Origin of the sequence: Luteolibacter sp. LG18, from assembly GCF_036322585.1 — a bacterium.
Classification (GTDB): domain Bacteria; phylum Verrucomicrobiota; class Verrucomicrobiia; order Verrucomicrobiales; family Akkermansiaceae; genus Luteolibacter.
Window position 1 is genome coordinate 831,895 of the sequence record NZ_AP024600.1, and the last position, 21,958, is coordinate 853,852.

The 21,958-nt window shown below is 65.9% G+C and carries 17 protein-coding genes; 6 read left to right on the plus strand and 11 right to left on the minus strand.

Features of this window, described 5'->3' with window-relative positions:
- The first annotated feature begins 20 nt into the window (after positions 1-20).
- The 3 genes from moeB (at position 21) to llg_RS03415 (ending at position 3,542) form a co-directional block, all read left to right on the plus strand.
- Positions 21-1,142: a molybdopterin-synthase adenylyltransferase MoeB gene (gene moeB / locus llg_RS03405; RefSeq protein ID WP_338288157.1), complete on the plus strand. Its 1,122-nt coding sequence runs from the start codon at positions 21-23 to the stop codon at positions 1,140-1,142.
- A 113-nt stretch (positions 1,143-1,255) separates the two neighbouring features.
- Positions 1,256-2,554 carry an MFS transporter gene (locus tag llg_RS03410; protein WP_338288158.1) on the plus strand — a complete coding sequence of 433 codons (1,299 nt, stop codon included), beginning with the start codon at positions 1,256-1,258 and terminating at the stop codon, positions 2,552-2,554.
- A 280-nt stretch (positions 2,555-2,834) separates the two neighbouring features.
- Entirely contained in the window at positions 2,835-3,542 is a 708-nt protein-coding gene (locus llg_RS03415; RefSeq protein ID WP_338288159.1) for an alpha/beta fold hydrolase, read from the plus strand.
- 118 nt (positions 3,543-3,660) lie between these two features.
- On the opposite strand, the gene argB is transcribed toward llg_RS03415, so the two are convergent.
- From argB to llg_RS03445, 6 genes are all read right to left on the minus strand, one after another.
- Positions 3,661-4,539 (minus strand): acetylglutamate kinase, encoded by an 879-nt coding sequence (argB, locus tag llg_RS03420; protein ID WP_338288160.1) that lies wholly within the window; start codon positions 4,537-4,539, stop codon positions 3,661-3,663.
- A 57-nt stretch (positions 4,540-4,596) separates the two neighbouring features.
- Entirely contained in the window at positions 4,597-6,165 is a 1,569-nt protein-coding gene (locus tag llg_RS03425; RefSeq protein ID WP_338288162.1) for a hypothetical protein, read from the minus strand.
- A 14-nt stretch (positions 6,166-6,179) separates the two neighbouring features.
- On the minus strand, positions 6,180-7,133 hold the full coding sequence (locus llg_RS03430; protein ID WP_338288163.1) for a phosphotransferase: 954 nt from the start codon (positions 7,131-7,133) through the stop codon (positions 6,180-6,182).
- A 106-nt stretch (positions 7,134-7,239) separates the two neighbouring features.
- Complete coding sequence (locus llg_RS03435) at positions 7,240-7,833, minus strand: SprT family zinc-dependent metalloprotease (protein ID WP_338288165.1); 594 nt, start codon at positions 7,831-7,833, stop codon at positions 7,240-7,242.
- Between the two features lie 70 nt (positions 7,834-7,903).
- Entirely contained in the window at positions 7,904-9,967 is a 2,064-nt protein-coding gene (locus tag llg_RS03440) for a TonB-dependent receptor (protein WP_338288166.1), read from the minus strand.
- A 97-nt stretch (positions 9,968-10,064) separates the two neighbouring features.
- Complete coding sequence (locus llg_RS03445; protein ID WP_338288167.1) at positions 10,065-10,316, minus strand: DUF167 domain-containing protein; 252 nt, start codon at positions 10,314-10,316, stop codon at positions 10,065-10,067.
- 81 nt (positions 10,317-10,397) lie between these two features.
- On the opposite strand from llg_RS03445, the gene llg_RS03450 reads away from it, so the two are divergent.
- The 3 genes from llg_RS03450 to priA are packed head-to-tail and all read left to right on the plus strand — an operon-like array spanning position 10,398 to position 15,362.
- Positions 10,398-12,863, plus strand: coding sequence for an MFS transporter (locus llg_RS03450; protein ID WP_338288168.1), 2,466 nt, complete (start codon positions 10,398-10,400; stop codon positions 12,861-12,863).
- Positions 12,860-13,096: a hypothetical protein gene (locus tag llg_RS03455; protein ID WP_338288169.1), complete on the plus strand. Its 237-nt coding sequence runs from the start codon at positions 12,860-12,862 to the stop codon at positions 13,094-13,096. The genes llg_RS03450 and llg_RS03455 overlap by 4 nt, the downstream gene beginning before the upstream one ends.
- Positions 13,097-13,145: 49 nt before the next feature.
- Positions 13,146-15,362 carry a primosomal protein N' gene (priA, locus tag llg_RS03460; protein WP_338288170.1) on the plus strand — a complete coding sequence of 739 codons (2,217 nt, stop codon included), beginning with the start codon at positions 13,146-13,148 and terminating at the stop codon, positions 15,360-15,362.
- Positions 15,363-15,561: 199 nt separating this feature from the next.
- On the opposite strand, the gene llg_RS03465 is transcribed toward priA, so the two are convergent.
- Genes llg_RS03465 through llg_RS03485 form a run of 5 tightly spaced genes read right to left on the minus strand, consistent with a single transcriptional unit; the run spans position 15,562 to position 21,958 of the window.
- The gene (locus llg_RS03465) at positions 15,562-16,896 is read right to left on the minus strand and encodes a hypothetical protein (protein WP_338287223.1); all 1,335 of its coding nucleotides are present in this window, start codon (positions 16,894-16,896) and stop codon (positions 15,562-15,564) included.
- A 7-nt stretch (positions 16,897-16,903) separates the two neighbouring features.
- Positions 16,904-18,589 carry a hypothetical protein gene (locus llg_RS03470; protein WP_338287222.1) on the minus strand — a complete coding sequence of 562 codons (1,686 nt, stop codon included), beginning with the start codon at positions 18,587-18,589 and terminating at the stop codon, positions 16,904-16,906.
- Complete coding sequence (locus llg_RS03475) at positions 18,586-20,652, minus strand: hypothetical protein (RefSeq protein ID WP_338287221.1); 2,067 nt, start codon at positions 20,650-20,652, stop codon at positions 18,586-18,588. The genes llg_RS03470 and llg_RS03475 overlap by 4 nt, the downstream gene beginning before the upstream one ends.
- A gap of 44 nt (positions 20,653-20,696) precedes the next feature.
- On the minus strand, positions 20,697-21,389 hold the full coding sequence (locus tag llg_RS03480; RefSeq protein WP_338287219.1) for a hypothetical protein: 693 nt from the start codon (positions 21,387-21,389) through the stop codon (positions 20,697-20,699).
- Between the two features lie 53 nt (positions 21,390-21,442).
- The gene (locus llg_RS03485) at positions 21,443-21,958 is read right to left on the minus strand and encodes a hypothetical protein (RefSeq protein ID WP_338287218.1); all 516 of its coding nucleotides are present in this window, start codon (positions 21,956-21,958) and stop codon (positions 21,443-21,445) included.

The window sequence follows — 21,958 nt, forward strand, 5'->3', positions numbered from 1 at the left end:
GCCTTCATTCCTCCGCAGAGATGTTGCCACCCCTCACCGCCGACGACCGCGAGCGCTACTCCCGCCACCTGCTGATTCCGGGCGTGGGCGAGGAAGGCCAGCGCAAGCTGAAAGCCTCCTCCGTCCTCCTCATCGGCACCGGCGGGCTGGGCTCCCCTGCCGCGCTCTATCTGGCTGCCGCCGGGGTGGGCCGCATCGGCCTGATCGATCCGGACACGGTGGACCGCTCGAACCTCCAGCGGCAGATCCTCCACGGCGAATCGATGGTCGGGAAACCGAAGCTCGAAAGTGCCGCCGCCCGCCTCCGCGAGCTCTCGCCGCACCTCCAGCTCGATCTCCACCCGGTCATGTTCACGCCGGACAATGCCGACGAGATCGCGCGGCCCTACGACGTGATCGTGGACGGAACCGACAATTTCCCGACCCGCTTTCTTTCGAACGACGTCGCGTTTTTCCAAAAGAAGCCGAACGTCTATGGCTCGATCTTCCGCTTCGACGGCCAAGTGACGGTCTTCGCGCCCCACCTCGGCGGCCCGTGCTACCGCTGCCTCCTGCCGGAGCTCCCCGCCGCGGGCGCGGTGCCGTCCTGCAACGAGGCGGGCGTCCTGGGCGTGCTGCCCGGCATCATCGGCTCGCTGCAGGCGATGGAGACGATCAAGCTGCTGCTCGGCATCGGCGAAGTCCCGCTGGGCAAGCTGACCTGCTACGACGCCCTCCGCAGCTCCTTCCGCACCCTCACGCTGCGCCGCGATCCGGCCTGCAAGCTCTGCGGTGACCACCCTTCCATCACTTCCATCCGGAATCCCGAAACCCTCGCCTCCACCTCCTGCTCCATGGACGACAATCTTCCCGCCATCTCCGCCGAAGAACTCAAGCGCCGCCTCGAAAGCGGTTTCGAGGGCACGCTCCTCGACGTCCGCGAACCGGATGAATACGCCGCCGCCAGCATCCCCGGCAGCCGCCTGATCCCGCTGGGCACCTTCGAGGCCAGCATCCCGGACCTGCCGCGCGACGAGCAGATCCTGATCCATTGCAAGTCCGGCCGCCGCTCGGCCCGCGCCGTGCAGGCGCTGCTCGACGCCGGTTTCAGCAACGTGCTGAACGTGACCGGCGGCATCGACGCCTGGCACAAGCTACCGTAAAGGCCGGCGGCCCGGTGCCGCTTCCTTCACCCGGGGTTTGCCAAATCCCACATGGAATTTGCATTCCTGCCATTGCCTGCAACGGCCGCGCCACTCAAGGTGCGAGCCTAGCAATGGATCAGACGATTTCGATTTCCGGCGACGTGGCGGACACGGCGGCGGCTCCGGTCGCGCGCCGGGTGCCGGTTTCCCTCCAGACCCGGATGGTGATCCTGTCGTATCTGGCCTATTTCTTCTACTACTTCACGCGCAAGCACCTCGGGGTGGCCACCGCCTCGCTGGTCGACGCGGGTTATAGCAAGCAGCTCATCGGCGATGCGAATTTCGGCTTCAGCCTGCTCTACATGGTCGGGCAGGGCGTGAGCGGTTATCTGGGCGACCGGATCGGCCCCCGCATCACCATCTGCGCGGGCATGGTGCTCTCCGCGCTGGCCACGCTGGCCTTCGGGTTCTTCCCGCTGATGGGGCTGCTGGTGGTGACCTGCACGCTGAACGGTTTCTTCCAAGCGACCGGTTGGTCGAACACCTGCAAGGTGGTGTCCTCCTGGGTTACTCCGGCCCAGCGCGGGCGGGTGATGGGATTCTGGCTGACCTGCTACATTCTCGGCAGCCTCGCCGCCACGGCGCTCGCGGGCTTGGTGGTCCAGTATTGGGGGTGGAAGCACCTGTTCCAGGCCGCCGGACTGATCGTGCTGGTGGTGGGCATCGTGCAAGGGCTGTTCCTGATCAGCCGACCGAAGGACGCGGGCTATGAGATCGAGGAAGAGGCCGCCTCCCATGGTGCATCGCTGGAAAAGCCGAAGGGTTTTTCCGAAGTCATCCGCCATCCCTCGGTGCTGCTGCTCGGGGTTTCCTACACCGGCATCAAGTTCATCCGTTACACCTTCTTCGCGTGGCTGCCGCTCTATCTGCGGGAGGTCGCGAAAGCCGGGAACGACACCGCGGCCTACACCTCCCTCGCCTTCGAGATCGGCGGGGTGATCGGATTGCTGCCGAGCGGCTACCTGGCCGCGCGGTGGTTCCCCGACAACCGCACCCGGCTCGCCTTCGTGGCGCTGCTGGTGATGACCCTGGTGGTCGTCCTCTACCGGCAGATGGGCGGAGCGGCAGGCAGCAACCTGTATGCCCACGGCATCGGCCTGGCGGGCATCGGGGCCTTCCTCTACATCGCGGACTCCATCGTTTCCGGAACCGCCGCGCAGGACCTCGGCGGCGCGGCGAAGACCGCTTCCGTGGCGGGGGTGATCAACGGCATCGGATCGATCGGGGCCTTGTGCTCGTCGAAGGTGCCGATCTGGTTGGAGGAACGCTGGGGCTGGGACTCCATCTTCGTGGCGTTCATCGTCCTGTCGGTGGTGTCCTGCATCGCGATCGCACCGGTGGCGATGAAGAGGGAGCTCAAGCCAATCTGAGCCATCGTCGCCGAACATGAGAACCGCTAGGGTCGTGCGCGCCCTTCCCTTCTATCCGCATTTCCATCGTCGCTACGCGACTCCATCCCGTGGTGGGCCTTGTCCCGTGGGTTGAAACCCACGGCTACGATCCGCTGCCACTCCGTGGCAAAATCCAAACGACCCGGACGGCTCCATTTCCCATTCAAACCCGACCCAAACATCATCGATCCCATCGATGATGTCGTGAAAACTGTCGATTTTGCCGCGGGCACGAGAAGGCCTAATCTCTGGCACCGACATGCCTGCCGACCTACCTCCCCCACCTGCCCGCGAGCCGGTGGTGCTGCTGCATGGCCTCTGCCGCAGCGCCAGTTCGATGCGGCCGATGCAGCGCGAGCTGGAGTCGGCAGGCTTCACGGTGAGCAATGTCGACTATCCCTCGCGCGTCTCGGGGATCGGGGAACTGAGCGAGTCGGTGATCGGCACCATCCTGGCCTGCCACCCCGGCACCCGGGTCCATTTCGTCTGTCACTCGCTGGGGGGAATCCTGGTCCGCCAATACGCGGCGCGGCATCCCCGCGCGGCCATCGGCAAGGTGGTGATGCTCGGCCCGCCCAACGGCGGCAGCGAGGTGGTGGACCGACTCGGCACGTGGCGTTTGTTCTCATGGATCAACGGCCCGGCGGGGCAACAGCTCGGAACCGGGAACGACTCGGTGCCGAAGCATCTCGGCCCGCCGCCCTTCCAAGCTGGCATCATTGCCGGAAACCGGTCGATCAACTGGATCAACAGCCTGATGATCCCGGGGCTCGACGACGGCAAGGTGTCGGTGGAAAGCACCCGCTTGCCCGGGGCCAGGGATCACTTGGTGGTCGCCAGCTCACATCCGTTCCTCATGCGGAACCGCGAGGTCATGCGTCAAACCGTGGCCTTTTTGAAACAAGGCAGCTTCGACCACTCCAGCGACGACGAACCACGAAAGGCTCGAAATTTCACGAAAGGATAGAGCCCGCACGCCCCTCCCTTTTCGTGCCCTTTTCGTGCCCTTTTCGTGCCCTTTTCGTGCCCTTTTCGTGCCCTTTTCGCGCCCTTTCGTGTGTTTCGTGGATTAAAACTCCACTCGCTCACCGCACCACTTCGGTGCCGATGCCGCCATCGGTGAAGATCTCCAGCAGCAGGGCGTGGGGCAGGCGGCCATCGACGAAGTGGACCTTGCGGACACCGGCGTTGAGAGCGTCGACCGCGCTGCGGATCTTCGGAATCATGCCGCCGGAAATGGTGCCATCCGCCACCAGTTCGTCGGCCTGCTTGCGGTTCACCGACTTGATGAGCGTGGAGGGATCGGACGGGTCCTTCATCAGTCCCGGAACGTCCGAGAGGTAAACGAGCTTCGCCACGCGGAGTTCTTTCGCCAGCGCGGCGGCGGCGAGGTCGGCGTTGATGTTGAGCGGCTTGCCCGTCGCCAGTTCGGCGGCGAGTGGGGAAATCACCGGCACGATGCCCGCGCTGTGGGCGGCATCCATGTGCTCCAAGTGGCAGCCGACGACTTCGCCGACGCGGCCGATGTCGACGCGCTTGCCCTCGGGGTCGACGCCCTTGGTCTTCTCGCCGATGAACACGTCAGTACCGGGGATGCCGACCGCCTTGCCGCCGAAGTCACGAATCATCCGGACGAGGCTGGGATTGAGCTCCTCGGAAAGCACGCGGGAGACGATGTCGATGGCCTCCTCGGTGGTGACGCGGAAACCGCCGACGAACTTCGCCTCCAGCCCGGCATCTTTCATTGCGGCGGAGATCGCCTTGCCGCCGCCGTGGACGACGATCGGGTTGATGCCCGCGACCTCGAGGAACACGATGTCCCGCATCACCTTGGCGACCAGATCCGGATCCTCCATGGCGGAGCCGCCCATCTTGATGAGGAAAGTCTTGCCACGGAAGGCCTGGAGATACGGCAGGGCTTCAATGAGAGCGTCGGCTTTGTCGATGGTTTGCTGGAGGCTCATGGCGGGGCGGGACTGTGGGAGGTTCGGGAAAGTTTGGAAAGCGGGAGCTGCGGTGGCTCACTTTTTCTTTTTCGGAGCCTTCTTGGCTGGCTGTTTGGCCGGTGGCTTGGCGGCCTTCTTCGCCGCCTTCTTCGCAGGCGAGGCAGGTTTGGGGGCTGGCGGCGGAGCGGGTTCCGGCTTAGGCGCCTCGGGCGGGGCAGGCTTGCGTTCGCGGGGGGGCTTGTCTGGCTTCGGCTCGGCCGCGACCAGCGGCAGGGTTTCCTGGACCTCCAGCGCAAAGGGTGCGAACGGAGCCGGAGCGGCGGGAACTTCCGGCTCCGGGGAATCGGGAGCCACCTGCGGTGGTGCCGCAACAGGAGCGGGCAGCACCGACTTGCCCCCAAACGGCCAAGCACCAAGGAGGCCTCCCAGCAGCGCCGCGAGGAGCGGCAGACCGGGCAGCCAGCAGGCGAAGGCCATGGCGATGAGCTGGGCCGCGACGACCGCTCCGAAGAAAATGCCAAACCACAGCTTCAGCCGGAAGGTCCCGCGGGTGGCGGAGGCGACGAGGAACACGACGAGCTGGCCGATCAGGCAGGCCTCGATTTCCCACGGCTGACGCCGGAATTCCTTCGGTGCCGAAAGCCCGGCATCCGAGCGGATCGCGGCGATCGCGTGGGCCACCGAGGACGAGAAGCGCACGGTGCTGCGGTCCGCCGCCGTGCGGTCATCCCGGAGCAACACGCTGCCGTCCGATGGCAGGGATTCGGCATCCAGCAAGGACTCCACCGGCTCGGCGGGCGGCACCTCGGCCGCCGTGGCATCCGCCATGCGGCCGGAGGCATCGATCGGAACCACCGGACCCTCCGGGCCGAGCTTCAAGTACGAGCCCGGCCGTAAATCGATCCCATCCACCGGCAAGCCCTTTTCCGCGAGGACGGCCATCACCGGAAACGCGAACACGACCCGGTCTCCCCAACGGGCCACCAGCGGGCGGCGCTCGGACGGCTTCTCGGACTCCAGTTCGGAAAAGCCCACCAACGTCCGCGCATCGCCGAAGACGGTGTGCGGGACCGGCAGGTGGTTCACCACCGGCAGTTCGCCCACATCGCCATGGACCTGCTCGACCGGCAGGGAACTGCGAACGATTTCCGCGGGCATGCGGTCCTCGGTGCTGGCACGGGACAAGGGCGTCACGGCCACCACCGATTCAAAGGCCTTCAGGCGGGAAGAAAAGGCCTCCTTGGCGTAGGGGTCGGCACTTTCCCAGGAAATCACCGCGCCGATGGCCAAGTGGCGAACACCGAGGCGGTCGAGATTCCGCAGGATCACCGCGTAATCCACCGGCGAGGGCGGGGAGCTTTGGAAGACCTCATCCTTGTCATCGCCGATGGCGACCACCGCGGGCAGCGGTTTCTTCGCCTTCGGATCGGGCGCGGCGAGGGTGCGCAGGCCCCACGGGTGTTCGTGGGTGCCGTCGCCGGAAATGAAAAACGGCGGGTTGGCGAAAGCCCCGGCCACCGAGCGGAAAGCCAGCCGGTCGACCTCGCCCAGCGCGGGGGTAGCGGGAGCCAGTTTCCACAGGCCGAATCCGGCAAGGGACGCCGCAAGCAGCACCCGGACCCGGCGTTGGAACAACTTCGCCATCGCGACAGGGAAAATCAGACCACGGCCTCCGCCAGCACGCCGGCCAGCGGTTTCTCGAGCGGAGTGCCCGCGACGACCTCCAGGAGCAAGCGGGACGCCACCGCGATGTGCGGGCGGTACCACTCATCGCCACGCCTCTTGAGGATATTGCCGTAGGCACCGAGAGCCTGCATCAGGCGCTGGGCGGCGCACTCGTGGAAGATCGACGTTTCCGGGCGCTCGTCCGCGATTTCCTCCCAGATCTCCAGGAGCCGCTCGCGCTCGTCCTCGGAATGGTCGAGGTAAGGATCGTAGATCAGCGAGGCGAGGTCGTATTCCTGGCGGCCACGGCGAAGACCTTGGAAATCGACCAACCAGGTTTCCCCGTCCTTCACCATCAGGTTCTGGGACTGGAAATCACGGTGGACGAGGTGGCGGGCACCGGAACCGAGGCGCTCGGCGAGGGCGATGAAGGCGGGGTCTTCCCGCAGCACCCCGGCATCGAGGCCGAGGAAGCCTTCCACCAGGTGATCGAAAAAGTATTCCTGCTCCCAGCGGTAGAGGGCCGCATCGAAGGGCGGCATCAGCTCGAATTCCTTCGGGGCCTTGGCGTAGAACAGCCGGTCGATCTGGCCGAGGGCGGAGCGGTAGAGCGGCTCACGCTCGACGAACGGGCGGTCCTTCAGGGTCAGCAGGTCGGTGTTGCCAAGGTCCTCCACCAGCGCGACGTGGCGTTTGGCGTTCTCGTGCAGGATCTCGGGCACGCGGATGCGGGCCTTTTTCAGGAACCGGGCGACGGGGACGAAATTGGCGTTGTCGGCGCGCTCGTCGGTCCAGTGCACGCCGATGAACGGATCGCGGCCGGGGGTTTTCACGCGCACGATGGTCCGGCCGGATGCCCCGCGTTTGATGGGTTCCAGCGTCACGGAAACGGTCGGGTCCACGCCGAGGTACTGTCGGGCGGTGGAGAGGATCGAGTCGGTCGGCATGGGGGGAGAGAAGAGAGGAAAGGGCTTAGAGGCAAGGTGTTAATCCGCCGTGGAACACTACGGGCAGCACGGACCGGACCACCTTGCCCGGGGAGCGGTGGCACCCTCAGTTCAACTTCTCCTCCACCAGCCGGAAGCGGGGGTCGAAGGCTCCCTCGCTGTGTTTCCGGCAGCAGTTGTAGCAGGCCACGACGCGGCGGATGCGGCGGACCCGGCGGAAGGTTTCCAGGCACCACGGGCAGGTGTAGGCGAAATTCCGCTTCATCCGGCGGCGCTTCAGCGGCAGCGAGTGGTACGGCTGTTCGTGGGGGATTCCGAGTTCCGCACAGGCCGCGCGCCACTCCGGGCCGTGGGGCTCGATCCGGCGGCGGCCGCTGCGCTCGTAGGCGATGAGGTGGGCGAGCTCGTGCCGGAGGGTGCGCCAGAGTTCCTCCGGTGCGAAGTCCTTCAGCTTCGGATTCATCTCGATCAGCCGGTCCGGCCACCACGCGCGGCCGGCGGTGGTCTGCATGCGGGCGTTCCACGTGACGCGCACGCGGCGGGCGAGTTCTGGCAGATCGAGGGCCTTCGCGGTTTCCTGGCACCAGGCGGTGAGGCCGGTGTCCTCGTGCGGAAGGAGGCCCTTTTCAGGGTCAGTCGAGGGTTTGGCAGGAAGCCAAGCGTTCCATCGCAGATCGAGCTGCCGCAGCCATCGACTCATCTTAACGGTGGTTACCATTCGTGCCGCGAAAACGCAAGGTGCTCCGCGGCCCGTGAATGATAAATCCACTTCACCAGCGGTAGGTGGCGGTCACTCGCACCGATCGCGGCTCCGCGGGGTGGATGTGGTAGTCGTCCACGCCGCCGAGCGGCTCGCCCGGAAGCCGGGAGGTGTAGTAGTATTCGATGTCGTTGTCCGCGCGGTCGAGGACGTTGAACACATCGACGGCGAGCTCCCAGCACTCGGTGCGATACCCGGCGCGGGCGTTCACCTGGAACGATTCGCTGGATTCGAAATGCTTGTCCGCCGTGAGCGGGCGGGCGGAGAACCAGCGCGAGCGGAGCGCACCGAACCAGCCGGTCTTTTCACCGAGCGTCAGGCCGGTGGACAGTACCACCGGCACCTGGTTCTCGATCCACGGGCCGCCGCTGAGGTTCGGGTCGTCATAGCGGCCCTGGCTGACGGCCAGTTCGCCATCGACGGAGATCCAATCGCACGGACGCCAGTAGGCGGTGGCCTCCACGCCGATGCGGGTGGTGGCGCCACCGGCCTCCACGTTTCCGGCATCGCCGACGTAGATCAGCTCGGAATCGCTCTGGATCGTCCACAGCGCCAGCGAGGTGGCGAGGGTCTTGGTGGGATGGGCGCGCCAGCCGAGCTCCGTGCCGAAGGTGCGGACCAGCGGATCGACCGGCGCGGTGGGCAGGCCGGTGGAGGGGTCGACGTGCAAGGTGGTGCCGCGGGCATCGTTGCTGTGGAAGCCGGTGCCGGCGTTCACGTAGAACTCGTTCTTGTCCCACGGACCGAAGATCAGGCTGAGCTTCGGATTGACCATGAAATCGGCCTCGGTGCCACTGTTCGCGGCCAGGCTGCTGTTCACGGAGAAGGCGAAGGCATCCGCGCGGAGGCCCGCCACGGTGCGGAACCACGACGTCCACTTGGTTTCCGCCTCGCCCCACAGCGAGTAGTTGCCGGAGTAGAGGTCGTCCTCGCGGACCACCGAGAGATCGGCGCGACGGTAGGTGTTGGCGAGGCCGAGATCGAGGATCCAGTCGTTGTGGGTCTGGAAGCCGCCGCTGACGCGGGTCTCGTGGCCGAACCAGAACAGGCCCTCGAGGGTGGCCTTCAGGTTCGCACCGCCGAAGATCCGCTCGTCGCTCTGGCGGAACTGGTCGCCATTCACCGGGTCGTTCAGGAAGTAGGTGAAGTCGGAGAACAGGTCGAGGTGGTAGAACCCGGCGTAGACATTGCCCTCCCACAACACATTGCCATCGCGGTGCTTGAAGTCCGCGGAGAGGCTGTAGCGCTGCGAATCGCCGCCATCGGTGGGATCGATGTAGCCGAAGCGGTCGATCATCCCCATATCCACGGCACGCTGCGGGATCTGGTCGGTGGAACGCCACTTCCCATCCGAAGCCATCAGGGTGACGGACACCTCGTCGTCGCCCTCGCGCCGGTGCCACTTCACGAGGCCATTGAGACGGTGGGCATCCTCGGGCAGCACCCACGGGCCCTCGTTGTAGCTGCTTTCCAGACCGAGGGTGAGGATGCCGGAGCCAGCCTTGAGCGAATCGCCGAACACCGCCCGGAAATAGGAATCCTCGCCCGCGGTGAGCGACAGGAAGCCGTGCTCCAGCGAATCGACGAGGCTGAACTTCGCGGTTCCGGCGGTGGTGAGGTCGCCGTTTTCCGCGGCATACGGCCCCTTGGTGTAATCGAGGCGGCCGATGAACTCGGGGATCAGGAAATTGGTGTCCGCGTAGCCCTGGCCGTGGGCATGGGAGCGGAGGTTGGCGGGCATGCCATCGACGAACACCCCGAAGTCGGTGCCGTGGTCGAGGTTGTAGCCGCGGACGAAATACTGGTTCGCCTTGCCGGAGCCGCTGTGCTGGGTGACGACCATCCCGGGAACGGTCTCCAACAGCTCGCCACGGCGCAGGTAGGGTCGCTCCATCAGTTCCTCATGGCTGGCATGGCCGGTGGACGAAGTGGTGGCCTCGCCGAGGACGTCCTCGGCTTTCCCTGTGACCACCATGTCCTCCATCATGGCACCGAGCACGCCATCGTGGGCGCGGAGAGCGGGGGTGAGCGCGGCGAGCAGCAACAGGGCGTGAAAGGATCGGAAACGAAGCATTCAACCGGCATCCCGCGGCACGTTTCCGGACACGACAAGGCCGAAAGTGTGACCGGACTGTTCCAAATCCCCGGAAGATTGGAGGAAATGCCAAGGCTCAGGGGATGACCGTGCCATCCGGGATACGGAAGGTCTTCACCCGCGAGCCATCGCCCTTTTCGAGGACCACGGCGGACTTCGGGAGACCGAGGGATTTCGCGAGAAACTCGCGGATGGCGGCGTTCGCCTTGCCCTCCACCGGCGGGGCGGCGATCCGCACCCGCAGGACACGCCCGGCGCGCGGATCGTCCTCCCAGCCGCAGATTTCGCTGCGGGAGGCGTTCGGGACGGCGAGGACGACCAGTTTCATGGCCGCAGGCTAGGGGCCTCTCCCCCGCCCGGCCAGTTTTGGGTTCCTCCCGGGCGGGAATTGTCTAGGTTCCGCCCCGACATGCTGGAAGACGACATCAAGCAACCGACCCGCCGGGAATGGGCCTCCTTCTGGTCCCTCGTCTTCCTGCAGATCCTGCAATCGTTCAACGTCAACGCGTCCAAGTTCGTGCTGATGCCGCTGGCCGCGTGGCTGTTCTCGATGAAGGTCGCCCTCGACCCGACCCTGACGGACACCAGCAAGCACATCATCGCGCTCTGCCTGGTGGTGCCCTACGTGCTTTTCGCCCCTACCGCCGGCTGGTTGTCCGACCGCTTCGCCAAGACCTCCGTGATCCGCTGGACCTCGTGGATGCAGCTCGCGGTGCTGGGGATCCTGATTTTCTTCCTCAAGTTGCAGCACCTCGAGCTCTGCATCGCCGCCTTCTTCTTCATTTCGCTCCAGGCGGCGCTGCTCAGCCCCTCCAAGATCGGGGTGGTGAAGGAATACGTGGGCGCGCGCCGCCTCGGTTTCGCCAGCGGCGTGATGGAAGGCACCGTGGTGCTGGCCATCCTGGCAGGCCAGATCGCCGGAGGCGCGTGGTTCGACCACGGGCTGAAACAACACGGCCACGGCTGGGATGCCGCGCTGGTCCCGATGTGGACACTCGTCGGGCTGTGCCTGCTGTCCATCGGGCTGGCGCACGTCACCCAGAAGAGCAAGCCGAACTCCGACCGCCCGTTTTCCTTCAACGAGGCCATCAGCCACCTGCGCGACCTCGGGGAGTTTTTCAAGGACCGCTCGCTGCTGCTCTACGGGCTGGGCGTGGCCTACTTCTGGGGCTTCGGCGGGTTCATCAATCTGGTGATCCTCTCCATCGCCGAGCATATGTTTCACGGCGGAGCGGGCACCGGCGGGGCCTTCGCGGGCCTGTGGGCGATGCCGGGGATCGGCATCATCGGCGGCAGCGTGCTGGCGAGCTTCATCAGCCGCCGCAACATCGAGCTGGGCCTGGCCCCGCTGGGCGCCACGCTGATGGCGGTTTCCTCGGCCATCCTCGCCTTCGCCGACCCGCAATCGGTCCTGATGCTGGTGATGCTCGTCATCGCGGGTGCGTCCGGCGCGGTGTTCCTGGTGCCGCTGCAGGCGATGGTGCAGGAGAAGCCGTCCGACGAGCGCCGCGGCGCGGTCATTTCCGCCTCGAACCTGCTCAACAGCCTGGCCGGCATCGTGGCGGTGGCACTGCAACTGGCGCTGGAGGCGGCGCATGTGTCATTCGCGGTCCAGTTCCTGTTCATCACCGCGTTCTCGCTGTTCATGGCGGCGGTCACCTTCCGTCACTTCGGCGCGGACTTCGTCCGGCTGGTCGGGCTGGCGCTGATCAAGACGATCTACCGCGTGCGCGTGGCTGGTGAGGAGAACGTGCCGAAACACGGCGGCGTGCTGCTGCTGCCGAACCACGTGACCTGGGCGGACGCCTTCTTCCTCTCCGCCGCCTGCCCGCGCAAGGTGCGCTTCGTGATGGACGCGACCTTCATGGCCAATCCGTGGGTGGCGGCGTTCTGCAAGGTCTTCGACACCGTGCCAATCGAACGCGGCAATGCCCGCGAGGCGCTGCGCACCGCCGCCGAGGCGCTGAAGCAGGGCGACGCGCTGTGTTTGTTCCCGGAAGGCCAGCTCACCCGCACCGGCACGCTGTCCGAACTCCAGCGCGGTTTCGAACTGATCGCGAGGATGGCCAGGTGCCCGCTGGTGCCGGTGTGGTCCGCGGGCTCGTGGGGCTCGATCTTCTCGTTCGAAGGCGGACGGTTCTTCCGCAAGCTGCCACACCAGCTCCCGCACATCGTGAACGTGGCTTTCGGCGCACCGCTCGATCCCAAAACCGCGGACAGCGACCAGGTGCGCGAGGCGATGCTGGAGACCTCCGCCGCGGCCATCGAAGTGCATTTCCATGAAGAGCACGACGGCCACCGCCCGGACGCGGACCGCGGGTTCCTGTGGGCGAACGGCTACCAGCTCGGCCAGATCAACGCCCTGCCGCGCCGGGGCAGCTACGCGACGCTGGAGGGCGACGCGCTGCCGAACGACTTGTTCGCGCTGACGACCTCGTTCCCGGAGCAATTCGAGGCCACCTGCCTGCTGGAGCCGACCTTCGACGCGCGTTTCGTGCGCCATTGGGTGGGCGGCGAGGTGCTGCGCGAGGTGATCTCCGGCGCGAAGGATGCCTCGGTGGTGTTCTACGATTTCAGCGATGAGGCGCTGGTGCCGCTGGTGCGACCGGGCCTGGTCCACTGCCCGTGCCTGGCGATCGACGGCACGATCGTGGCGATGTCGATGCCGAACCCGCCGCTGGCCTACGCCACGAGCGAACATCAAGCCGGAATGAAAACCGGCACCTGGGGCAAGCTGCTGCCGGGCTTCTACCTGCGCACGGGAGACGATGGCTCGGTGACGCTCCACGGACCGGCGGTGCCGGAAAAAGGCGTGCCGCTGCCGCAGGGCACCACCGTCGATGCCGAGTGCTTCCTGGTCGCTCCCACCGCATGAAGCCCCTGCTGTCCCTCTTCCACTCGGAGTGGATCGAGATCCGCGGCGGTCGTATCACCGCGGTGAAGGGGCGGTTTTCCCAGCGGACGCTCTCCGACCTCGGCGACGTCTTCGCCAGCCATCCGGAGCTGCGCGGCCACATCCGCTCGAACGGCGGTGGCCGCTACACCTTTTCCGGCGGCATTCCGGAGCCGCTGCACCAGCGGGCGCGCAATGTTCTCGCCTCCCGGTGAATTTTTCGCGCCCCGGCGGCGGAATCCACGTTAGAACTCCCGGGCACCGATGCCCAACGCCCGTGTCCTGATCGACGGCCCCTCCGAGCTCGTCTTCGACTACGCCATCCCCGCCGGGCTCCCCGTCCAGCCGGGTTGCCGCGTGCGGGTGCCGCTGCGGAAGAAATCCGCGACGGGGACGGTGCTGGCCTTGTCGGACGGCCCGCAGGAGGACTTCGCGCTGCGCGAGCTGGAATCGCTGGTGGATCCGGAACCTCTGATCACGCCGGTGCTGTTGAAGACCGGCCGCTGGATCGCGGACTACTATGGTTCCAGTTTGGAATCGGTGGTGCGCTCGCTGCTGCCGGAAGCCGTCCGCACCGAGGAAAACTCGGCGAAGACCCGCCGCATCGCAGTGATGGATGCACCGCCCGCCGACGAGGTCTTGGCGAAGCTGGAGAAACGCGCCGCCCGCCAGCACGCGGTGCTGAGTCTGCTGATGCATTCACCGGACCGGCGGCTCGCCGTGGCTGACCTGGGCGAGGGCTCGAATGCCGCGCTGAAGGCCTTGGAAAAAGCCGGGCTGATCCGCATCGAAACCGAGGAGGTTCGCCGCGACCCCGAGGCCGACGGCGTCGAGGAAATCCTGGAATCGAAACCGCTCACACTCACACCGCAGCAAGCGAAAGCCTTGGAGGCGGTCAACGCGTCCATCGCCACTCCCGGAAAGCCGATCCTCCTTCTCGGCGTGACCGGTTCCGGCAAAACCGAAGTTTACCTGCAGGCGGCGCAGCATGCGCTGGATCTCGGCAAGACGGTGCTGGTGTTGGTGCCGGAAATCTCGCTCACGCCGCAAACGGTGCAGCGTTTCAAGGCGCGCTTCGCCAGCATGCAGGACAAAGTGGCGGTGCTGCACTCGAACCTTTCGCAAGGCGAGCGTTTCGACGAATGGCACCGCATCCGCAAGGGCATTGCGCGGATCGTGATCGGCGCGCGCTCCGCGGTGTTCGCGCCACTGCCGGATCTCGGGCTGATCCTCGTGGATGAGGAGCACGAGAATTCCTACAAGCAGGAGAACCCGCCGCGCTACCACGGCCGCGACGTGGCGGTGCTGCGCGCGGCCTTCGAACCGTGCGCCGTCGTGCTGGGCTCCGCCACGCCCTCGCTGGAATCGTGGCAGAACACGCGCAGCGGGAAGTACCAGATCGTGCGCCTCGACCAGCGCGCCGACGGCCAATCGATGCCGCTGGTGCGGGTCGTCGACATGAAGCTGGAGGCCACCAAGCACAAGGGCCCGCATCCGATCCTCTCCGACAAGCTGCGCACCGCACTGGAACGGCGTCTTGAGAAAGGCGAGCAATCGATCCTGTTCCTGAACCGCCGCGGGTTCGCCCGCTCGCTGCAATGCCCGAAGTGCGGCCATGTCTGCCAGTGCCCGCACTGCGCGGTGGCGCTGACCTACCACCGCACCGACGACCGCCTGGTCTGCCACGTCTGCGGCCACCAGGCGGTGGTGCCGCGCAAGTGCCCGGAGTGCCACGATCCCGCGATCATCCTTCAGGGATACGGCACGCAAAAGGTGGAGGACGTTTTACAGCGGCTGCTGCCGAAGGCGAAGTTCGCGCGCATCGACGCCGACGCGATGCGCCGCAAGAACGCGCTGCGCGACACGCTCAACGCCTTCAAAGCCCACAAGATCGACATCCTCATCGGCACCCAGATGATCGCGAAGGGGCTGCATTTCCCGAACGTGACGCTGGTGGGCATCCTCAATGCCGACGTGGGCCTGCACGTGCCGGACTTCCGCGCGGGCGAGCGCACGTTCCAACTGCTGACGCAGGTGGCGGGCCGCGCCGGACGCGGCGAGCTGGAGGGCGAGGTGATCGTGCAGACCTTCACGCCGCATTCGCCCTCGATCCAATACGCGCGCCAACACGACTTCGATGGTTTCTCGGACCAGGAGCTGGAGTTCCGGCAGCAGTTCGCGTTTCCACCCTTCGCGCACTGCGCGGTGCTCACGGCGCGCTCGACGCACGAACGGCGGGCGGAGTTCACCTTGCAAACGCTGCACCGTCGGCTGGTCGAGAACGCCCCGCCGCACTTGCACATCGGCGAGCCGCTGCCCTCGCCACTGGTGAAATCGCACGGTCAATTCCGTTTCCAGATCACGCTGCGCGGACCGGCGGCGCGGCCGCTCTCACGTCACGTGCAGCAGGTGCTGGAAAAGACCTCGTTGCCCGATGACGTGACGGTGGTGTTCGACATGGACGCGCAGAATTTCTCGTAAGTAGCACAAGCATTCCTGCTTGTGGGTGTGAGAAGCCCGTTTATCAGCGAACTCGGAGTCTCTCCAACCAAGTGTAACTCGCCATCCCATTTGAGAAAAGTTGCCGCGATGTTGAGAAAAACGGGCCGTTTCGCCCCCGTTTCCCGCCACCGGCAACCCCGTTGCAACGCCCCTGCCGACCCGTTGCGGCCGCCGGTCCTCACCCCCACGGAATGACCCCCTCGCGGATCGGCAGCACGGTGCCCCCGTCCAGGATCTCGGCCAGCTCCAGCGGATAGTGCGGGGCGCTCGGCGCGGGCATCGTGCGGGCCAGGAATGGCCCCTTGGCGGCCGTGACCTCTCCCGGCGAGCCCTCCGTGATCAGCGTGTAGACGTGCCCCGTCCTGGGCGGTGTCGCCAGCAGGCTCACCACGATGTCAAAGGGCTCCCCGTCGTTGTAGGCCGCCGCGCCGTCCTCCGTCGCCGTGTAGACCCCTCCGGCCTCGTCTGGCAGGCCGCTGGCCCGCGCTGCCACCGTGATCGTGCCGTCGCTGATGCTGGCCACGCCATCGCTCGCCACCGTGATCGTCCAGGCCGCGTCCGTGTCACCCAGGTATTCGCTCCGGGAGGCGGCTGTGAACGTCTGCCCCGGCACCGTCCCGGCCATCGGGTTCACCGTCGCCTTCTGGAACAGCGTCGCGGCCACATACGCCTTCTCCACCCGCGCCACGAGACCGAACGGCTCGCCGCCGAAGTAGGTCGTTTCCCCGTAGGGCGTCGCCACCAGCGTGAACTCCCCGTCGTCCAGGAGCGTGCTCGGCGGAAAGGGCGGGCTGCCGCCTCCTGGGCACCCGAGCGCGAACTCCCAACCCGTGCCCTCATAGGGAGACAGCACCGTCACGGTCGCCTTGGTCGGCGTGGCGGCCGCCTTGTTGAAGCTCAGCGTTCCGGCACCCACCCCGTCGCACACCACGGTTTCCGGCGCACCACCGCCCACGGGCGTGTAGTCCCCATCATCCCCCCGCAGGCCTGTGTCGATCACATCCACCCCATCCCACGTCACCACGAATCGATCCGGCACGCTGAACGCATTGAAAACGAGTTCCACCGTCCCCGTGTCCGATCCCAACTCGACCTCGTAGACGCCGCCCCCATCGCCACCCGCCGTCGCCAGCGAGCCACACATGATCCGCCCGCCCAGCGGCACCGTCCCGGCGGCGGCCGTCGCCACCACGTCCACACCATCGTGCAGCTCCACGCTCCCGTCCTCCTCATCATACCGCAGCTCCCACGCCCCGTTGAGCTGACCCACGAACAACATCGGCGACACTGCCCGAAACATCCCGTGCGGCGCGCCCGTCGCATCCGGCGAGGTCAGCCTCACGTTGCGGCCGCTGCCGCCCAGGAACGTCCGCTGCTCGATGCCCGAGATCTCCGTCGCGTCATCCGCCACCCGCACCCGCGCCCCGCCTCGCTGGCTCTGCACGTAGCCATCGCCCGCCCACAGATCGCCGCCCTCGGTCGCCCGCACTTCGAATTGCTTGTAGTCCCTCATCGTCTCGTCACGTCGCTTGAATGTTGTCCGTCGATCTGGAGGCGCGGTAGCGGCCCGTCACGTCGCTCATCGCCACCCGCATCGGCGTCCCGCAGCGGATCGTCACCACGCCCGTGCGCAGGTTCACAGACTGCGATTGCACGATCGCACCGGCCGTCGCCATGTCCGGATCATCCGGGTGGATCACGTTGATCTTGCAGCCGATCCACCGCCGCCACGGCATCTTCGGCGTGAAACTGATCTGCCCCTCCCAGGGCACGAAGTTTTGCGCGTTGAAAAGGTTCTCCGCGAGCCCCGGCGGCTCCGTCCGGTATTGATATGCCGCCTTCTGATAGACCGTCGTCAGCGAGGTGTAGCCGAGGTTCGGAGCCGGGCCATTGATCGCGCTGTCGATCGTGTAGTCCACGTGGATGTAGTAGTTCGTGAGGATCGCCGTGCCTCCGGATGGGTAGCCCTTCAGCCACGTCACCCGCCCCGCGTTGTTCAGCGCCAGCAGCGTGTTCGGCACGCTGGCAAAGGGCTCTCCGTAGATCTGCAGGCGGAACACGCCCATCACCTGGATGGCCCCGTTCTTGATCGAATAATCGGTCAGCAGGAAATCCGGCAACGATGCTCCGTTCGTCACCCGGTGCCACGAGCTGGCCGCCACCGCCGCCCCGCTGCTCACCTGCTTGATCACCGCAGGCGCGATCTGCGTCGTGTTCGTGCTGCCCGTTCCTCCGGAGCTGGAGTAGAGGAAATCGAATCCCGAAATGGCCGTCGGCGTGATGTCGCCGTAGTTCGCGATCGCCTGCGCGATCGCCGTGTCCAGCACCTTCGCTTCCGCCCATCCCCCCACGATCGGGCTCGTCTGGATCGCCACGCTCGGCAGGTCATCCGGCGGGATGAAAGGCAGCAATTGCGGCGAGGACACGGCCACCACCTGCCCGCCTCCCGCGCCGCCCACCTGCCGCTTGATGAAGTTCACTTTTCCGTTCGCCCCGCGCTCCGCCACGGAGACGATCACCCCCGCCGGTTTCAGATCCGGGCGCGGCGTGAAGTCCGCGATCTCGTGGATCTCGTGCCGTCCCGGGATGAGCGTCACCTCCTCCATCAGCCCGCTCCTCCTCACCACGTTGAAGGTCGGCGGATTGTAAAAGTAGTCCAGATACACCGCATGGTCGGATAGAGGCTTGAGCACCTCCACCATCGCCGCCAGCCAGGAGCCTCCGGAGAAGCTGCGGTTGCCCACAATGAAGTCGGCCGGGATGTCCAGGATTCCCTGCTGCACCACCGCCTGCGAGCCCAGTAGTTGGACCACGCTGGAGCGGATCGATTGCTGCGGGAGGTCGATGCTGGGCTGCACCGTTTGCGAGCCGTTGTTGCCCACATACGCGCTGATCAGTGGCAGCTCGCCCAGGATCCACATCGCGTCCACCAGCTCCACCTTGAAGGTCGCGCCCTCGCCCTTCACCCAGCTCCACGGCCGGATCTTCGCGTAGCCCGTGAAGACCGCTTCGTCGTCCCGATAGATCACGATCCGCTGCCCCACGTCCGGAGGCCGCGTGCCACGCTGCTGCGTCCACGAGATCCGCCCGGCCTCCAGGCACTCCCAGGAGAGGTCCACATCCGCGGGCACGCCGCGCTCCGCGCCGGTTCGCTTGCGTTCATCCCACGCCAGGCCGTTCGATCCTTGGAAGGTCCACTTGGTCATTGGTTACGCTGGGCTTTGAGGTTTCGGTATTCGATTAGAAGCTGGTTATAAGCCCCCTGCATTTTAGCCAATTGGGAGTAGATCTCCCGATCTAGGGCCGCACGTGAGTTCATTACTTCGGTGAAGGCGTTGCGGAATTTTTGGATCTCGGTGGGATCGACGATGCCGTCCTTGAGTATTTCGGACATCGTCTGGATCGCTCCTTTAAGGAGATTGTCGCTCTCGATGCCTCGTGCGGCGTTGTCCGCATCGATCTGCTTGATCTTGTCCTGGAACGCCCGCGCCTGGTCGTTCAGCGAGGTCCCTAGGGCAATTGCAGCTTGTTGCTGGCCGTTCGAAAAATCGGACAGCAGCTTCTCATTCGAGATGGCCTGCTCCTTCAGTAGCTGCTCCAGGTTGGCCTGCGCCTCGTTGAGCTGGTTTTGAATTCCGTTCCTTTGATCGGTGGTCGAGTTGACGTCGCCCCGAGCCTTGCCGATGTCGGCCCTCATCCCGGCGCGATCGCTCTCGGCAATCGCGAAATCATCCCGCTCCTTTTGAGTCGGGTCCTTGCCCAGCCTCGAAGGATGCGTTTCGTTGAATTTCTCCAGCTTCAACTGGGCATCCACCAGCCGGATGCTGGCAGCATCCAATGCTCCCTGCCAAACTTGAAGAGTGCCGTTCAGTTCGTTGACCTTGGCTTGCGCGATAGCGGTCTCAGTCGCCCCGTCGGCCAGCGCGTTCTGATAGGCCCGTTGCCGCTTCTCGGCTTCCAGCGCCGCCACCTGCGTGGCCTTCTCCGCGTCGGTCCCCGCGCCCGCCCGGATCTGGGCGATCTTCGTGTCGGCGGCGTTGTCCGCGATTGCAACGTCCGCGTCCCGCCGCTGCTTGAGCAGTTGGATCTGGCGCTCGATGCTCTTCGAAAGATTCTCGTTGGCCGTCAGCTCCTGTTCCAGTTGCGTCTTGATCGTCCGCTCCTCGATCGCCTTCTTCCGGTCCTCCTCGGTCTTCTTCAGTTCCAGGTAGGCCGTGCGCGCATCCTTCGCATAGGCGATGGCCTTCACCATCTCCTCCTGCGCCTTCTTCGGCCCACCCGCGAGCGTCTCCATCAGCTCGCCGATCGGATCTTGCAGCGACGCCAGCAGCTTCAGCTCGGTCGCGTATTCCTTCGCCCAGGCCGGATCGATTTCCGCCTGCTTCTTGGCCAGCTCCGCCACCTCGCCCACCGCCTTCCTTGCCGCCAGCGCGATCGCGGCGTAGGGAGCGACGTTCGCGGCCACGTCGCCCATCGAGGTGCCACGCAGCAGGCCCTTCAGGCCCGTCGCATCGCTCGGATCGGCCTCGCTGCCACCACCGGCCGCGCCGCCCGCCACCGGCATCGTGGGGAGCTTGCCCATCTGGCCACGTGCCCGTAGCGCCTGGCGGTTCATCGCCTCCTGCACATCGGCCTCCCGCTCCTTCTCCGTCGTCGCCTTGCGCTCGGCGGCCGCCAGCCGCTCGGTCTCGATCGCGGCCTCCTTGCGCTTCAGCCCCAGCAGGATCTCCGCGTTCGCGGCCTTGCGCGCCGCGTCTTCCTTCTCGATCTCGGCGGCCGTCATCGGCGTCACGCCGGAGGCCATCGGGTTGTTCTCCGGCTTCGTGACGGCCTCCTGTTGGGCGAGGCGCGCTTCACGCCGCGCCCGGGCCTCGTCCTTGATCTTCTGCTGCTGCGCCACGTAGGCGGCCGCCGCCGCATTCGAGATGCGCGTGTCCTCCTCGTAGATCTTCCTCCGGATCTCCGCCTCGCGCTGTTCCGCGTCGGAGGTTTCCGCCACCGCCTGCTGCTTCTTCTCCTCGGCCTCGACGATCGCCGCGGCGGTGTCGGCCGCGCCCTGCTGCTCGCGCTTGTTGATCTCCTCGGCGGCCGCCTTCAGCCGCTTCGTGCGTTCCAGCGCCTGGCGCTTCCGCTCCTCTGCCTGGTCCACCACCGTGGCCGCGGATTCCTCCGCGTCCTTCTGCGTCACCACCACCTGCTCGATGTCCTTCACCACCTGCTTCACGCCGGTGGTTTGGAATCTCAGGTCAATCGTCGGATCGTTGGACATCGCTTCTCTCTTCTCTGATCACTGCTGACTCGGCACTCTTGGCCTCAGCCGATTCTTCGAAAGCGGGCGTAAGAACCCGTCAGCATCTTCACCGCGGAGCCGTTGACCTCGGTGTTCAGCACCACCTTGACGGGCGCGCCCGGCGATCCGGTCACGAGGAACGAGCCCCGGATGATCAAGGGCTGAGGCGTGTTCGCGGCCGGAATCGCGGTGCCATTGAAGGTCACCGTGAAGCCATTTCCCGTCGCGATCTGCGGAGCACTGGCGCTGGTGGAAGGGCCACGCACCTCCCAAACAAACTGCGTCACCGTCGGGCCGGTCATGCTGATCACCACGCCCGTCGTCGTCGCCGCGCTCTGGACCATCGCCCACACCTCGAACTCGTAGCGGCCGTTGGCCAGCGGCGTGAACTCCAGATCATCGATCGCCGTGGACAGGCCCGTGTTGCTCACCGTCACATCGGCCGTCTGTATTTTGTAGGTGTCCGGGAACACCATCCCGTCCGCATCCTGGAAGGTCACCACCCGCGTCTGCGTCGCCGCCGAGTCGAACTTGGTGAGGACCCCGCCCGCGTTGTAGAAGCCGATCTGCCCCGTCTTCAGCCACAGCGGCAGGTCGGAGCCATCGCCCAGGCTCACGCGGTATCCCGTTGCAAGGCTGTCGCCGGAGTTGTGCAGCAGCCACTTGAAGGTCTGCTCGTCGCTCGCCGGTTTCTTGGTGGAGAGGTCTTGTCCCATGGTCTCTTCGTTTGGAATTTAGTGCTTTGAATTTCGTGCTTCGCCCCGCGCCCTCACATGTCCTCCCACGTGCCCGGGATGTCCTCCCAGGCCATGTCGAGCCAGCGCCAGGTCATGCCCGGTGTGAAGGGAACTCCGCTCATCGGAATCATCTCCCCGGACACGGCCTTGTAGATCGTCGTCGTCTCGTTCGCCGCCGGGAAGCATTGGCGGGTGGGAGCGGCCAGCAAAACGGCGTCCTGGTAATCCACCACCGCGCCGTCCTGGTATTCGTAGCGCAGCACCTTGCGGTCGCTCAGATACGGCAGCGTCTGCGGGTGCACATGGCAGTAGAGCTGAGCGGCCAGCCGGGACGCATGCGTGCGCCGCCGCGTCCACGTGTGCGGTTCCACGATCTCCCCGTTCGCGTAGGGCACCGCGTTCTTGGCTCCCAGCGGGCCGAAGGGTGAGAACCCCTGCTCACCGCCGAACTGCATGTCGTCGATCAAGTGCTCGCCGAAATCCAGCAGCACCAGCGCCCGGCCATCCGGGTCCCAGGTGATACGGCAGTTGGTGACGTGTTCGGGCAT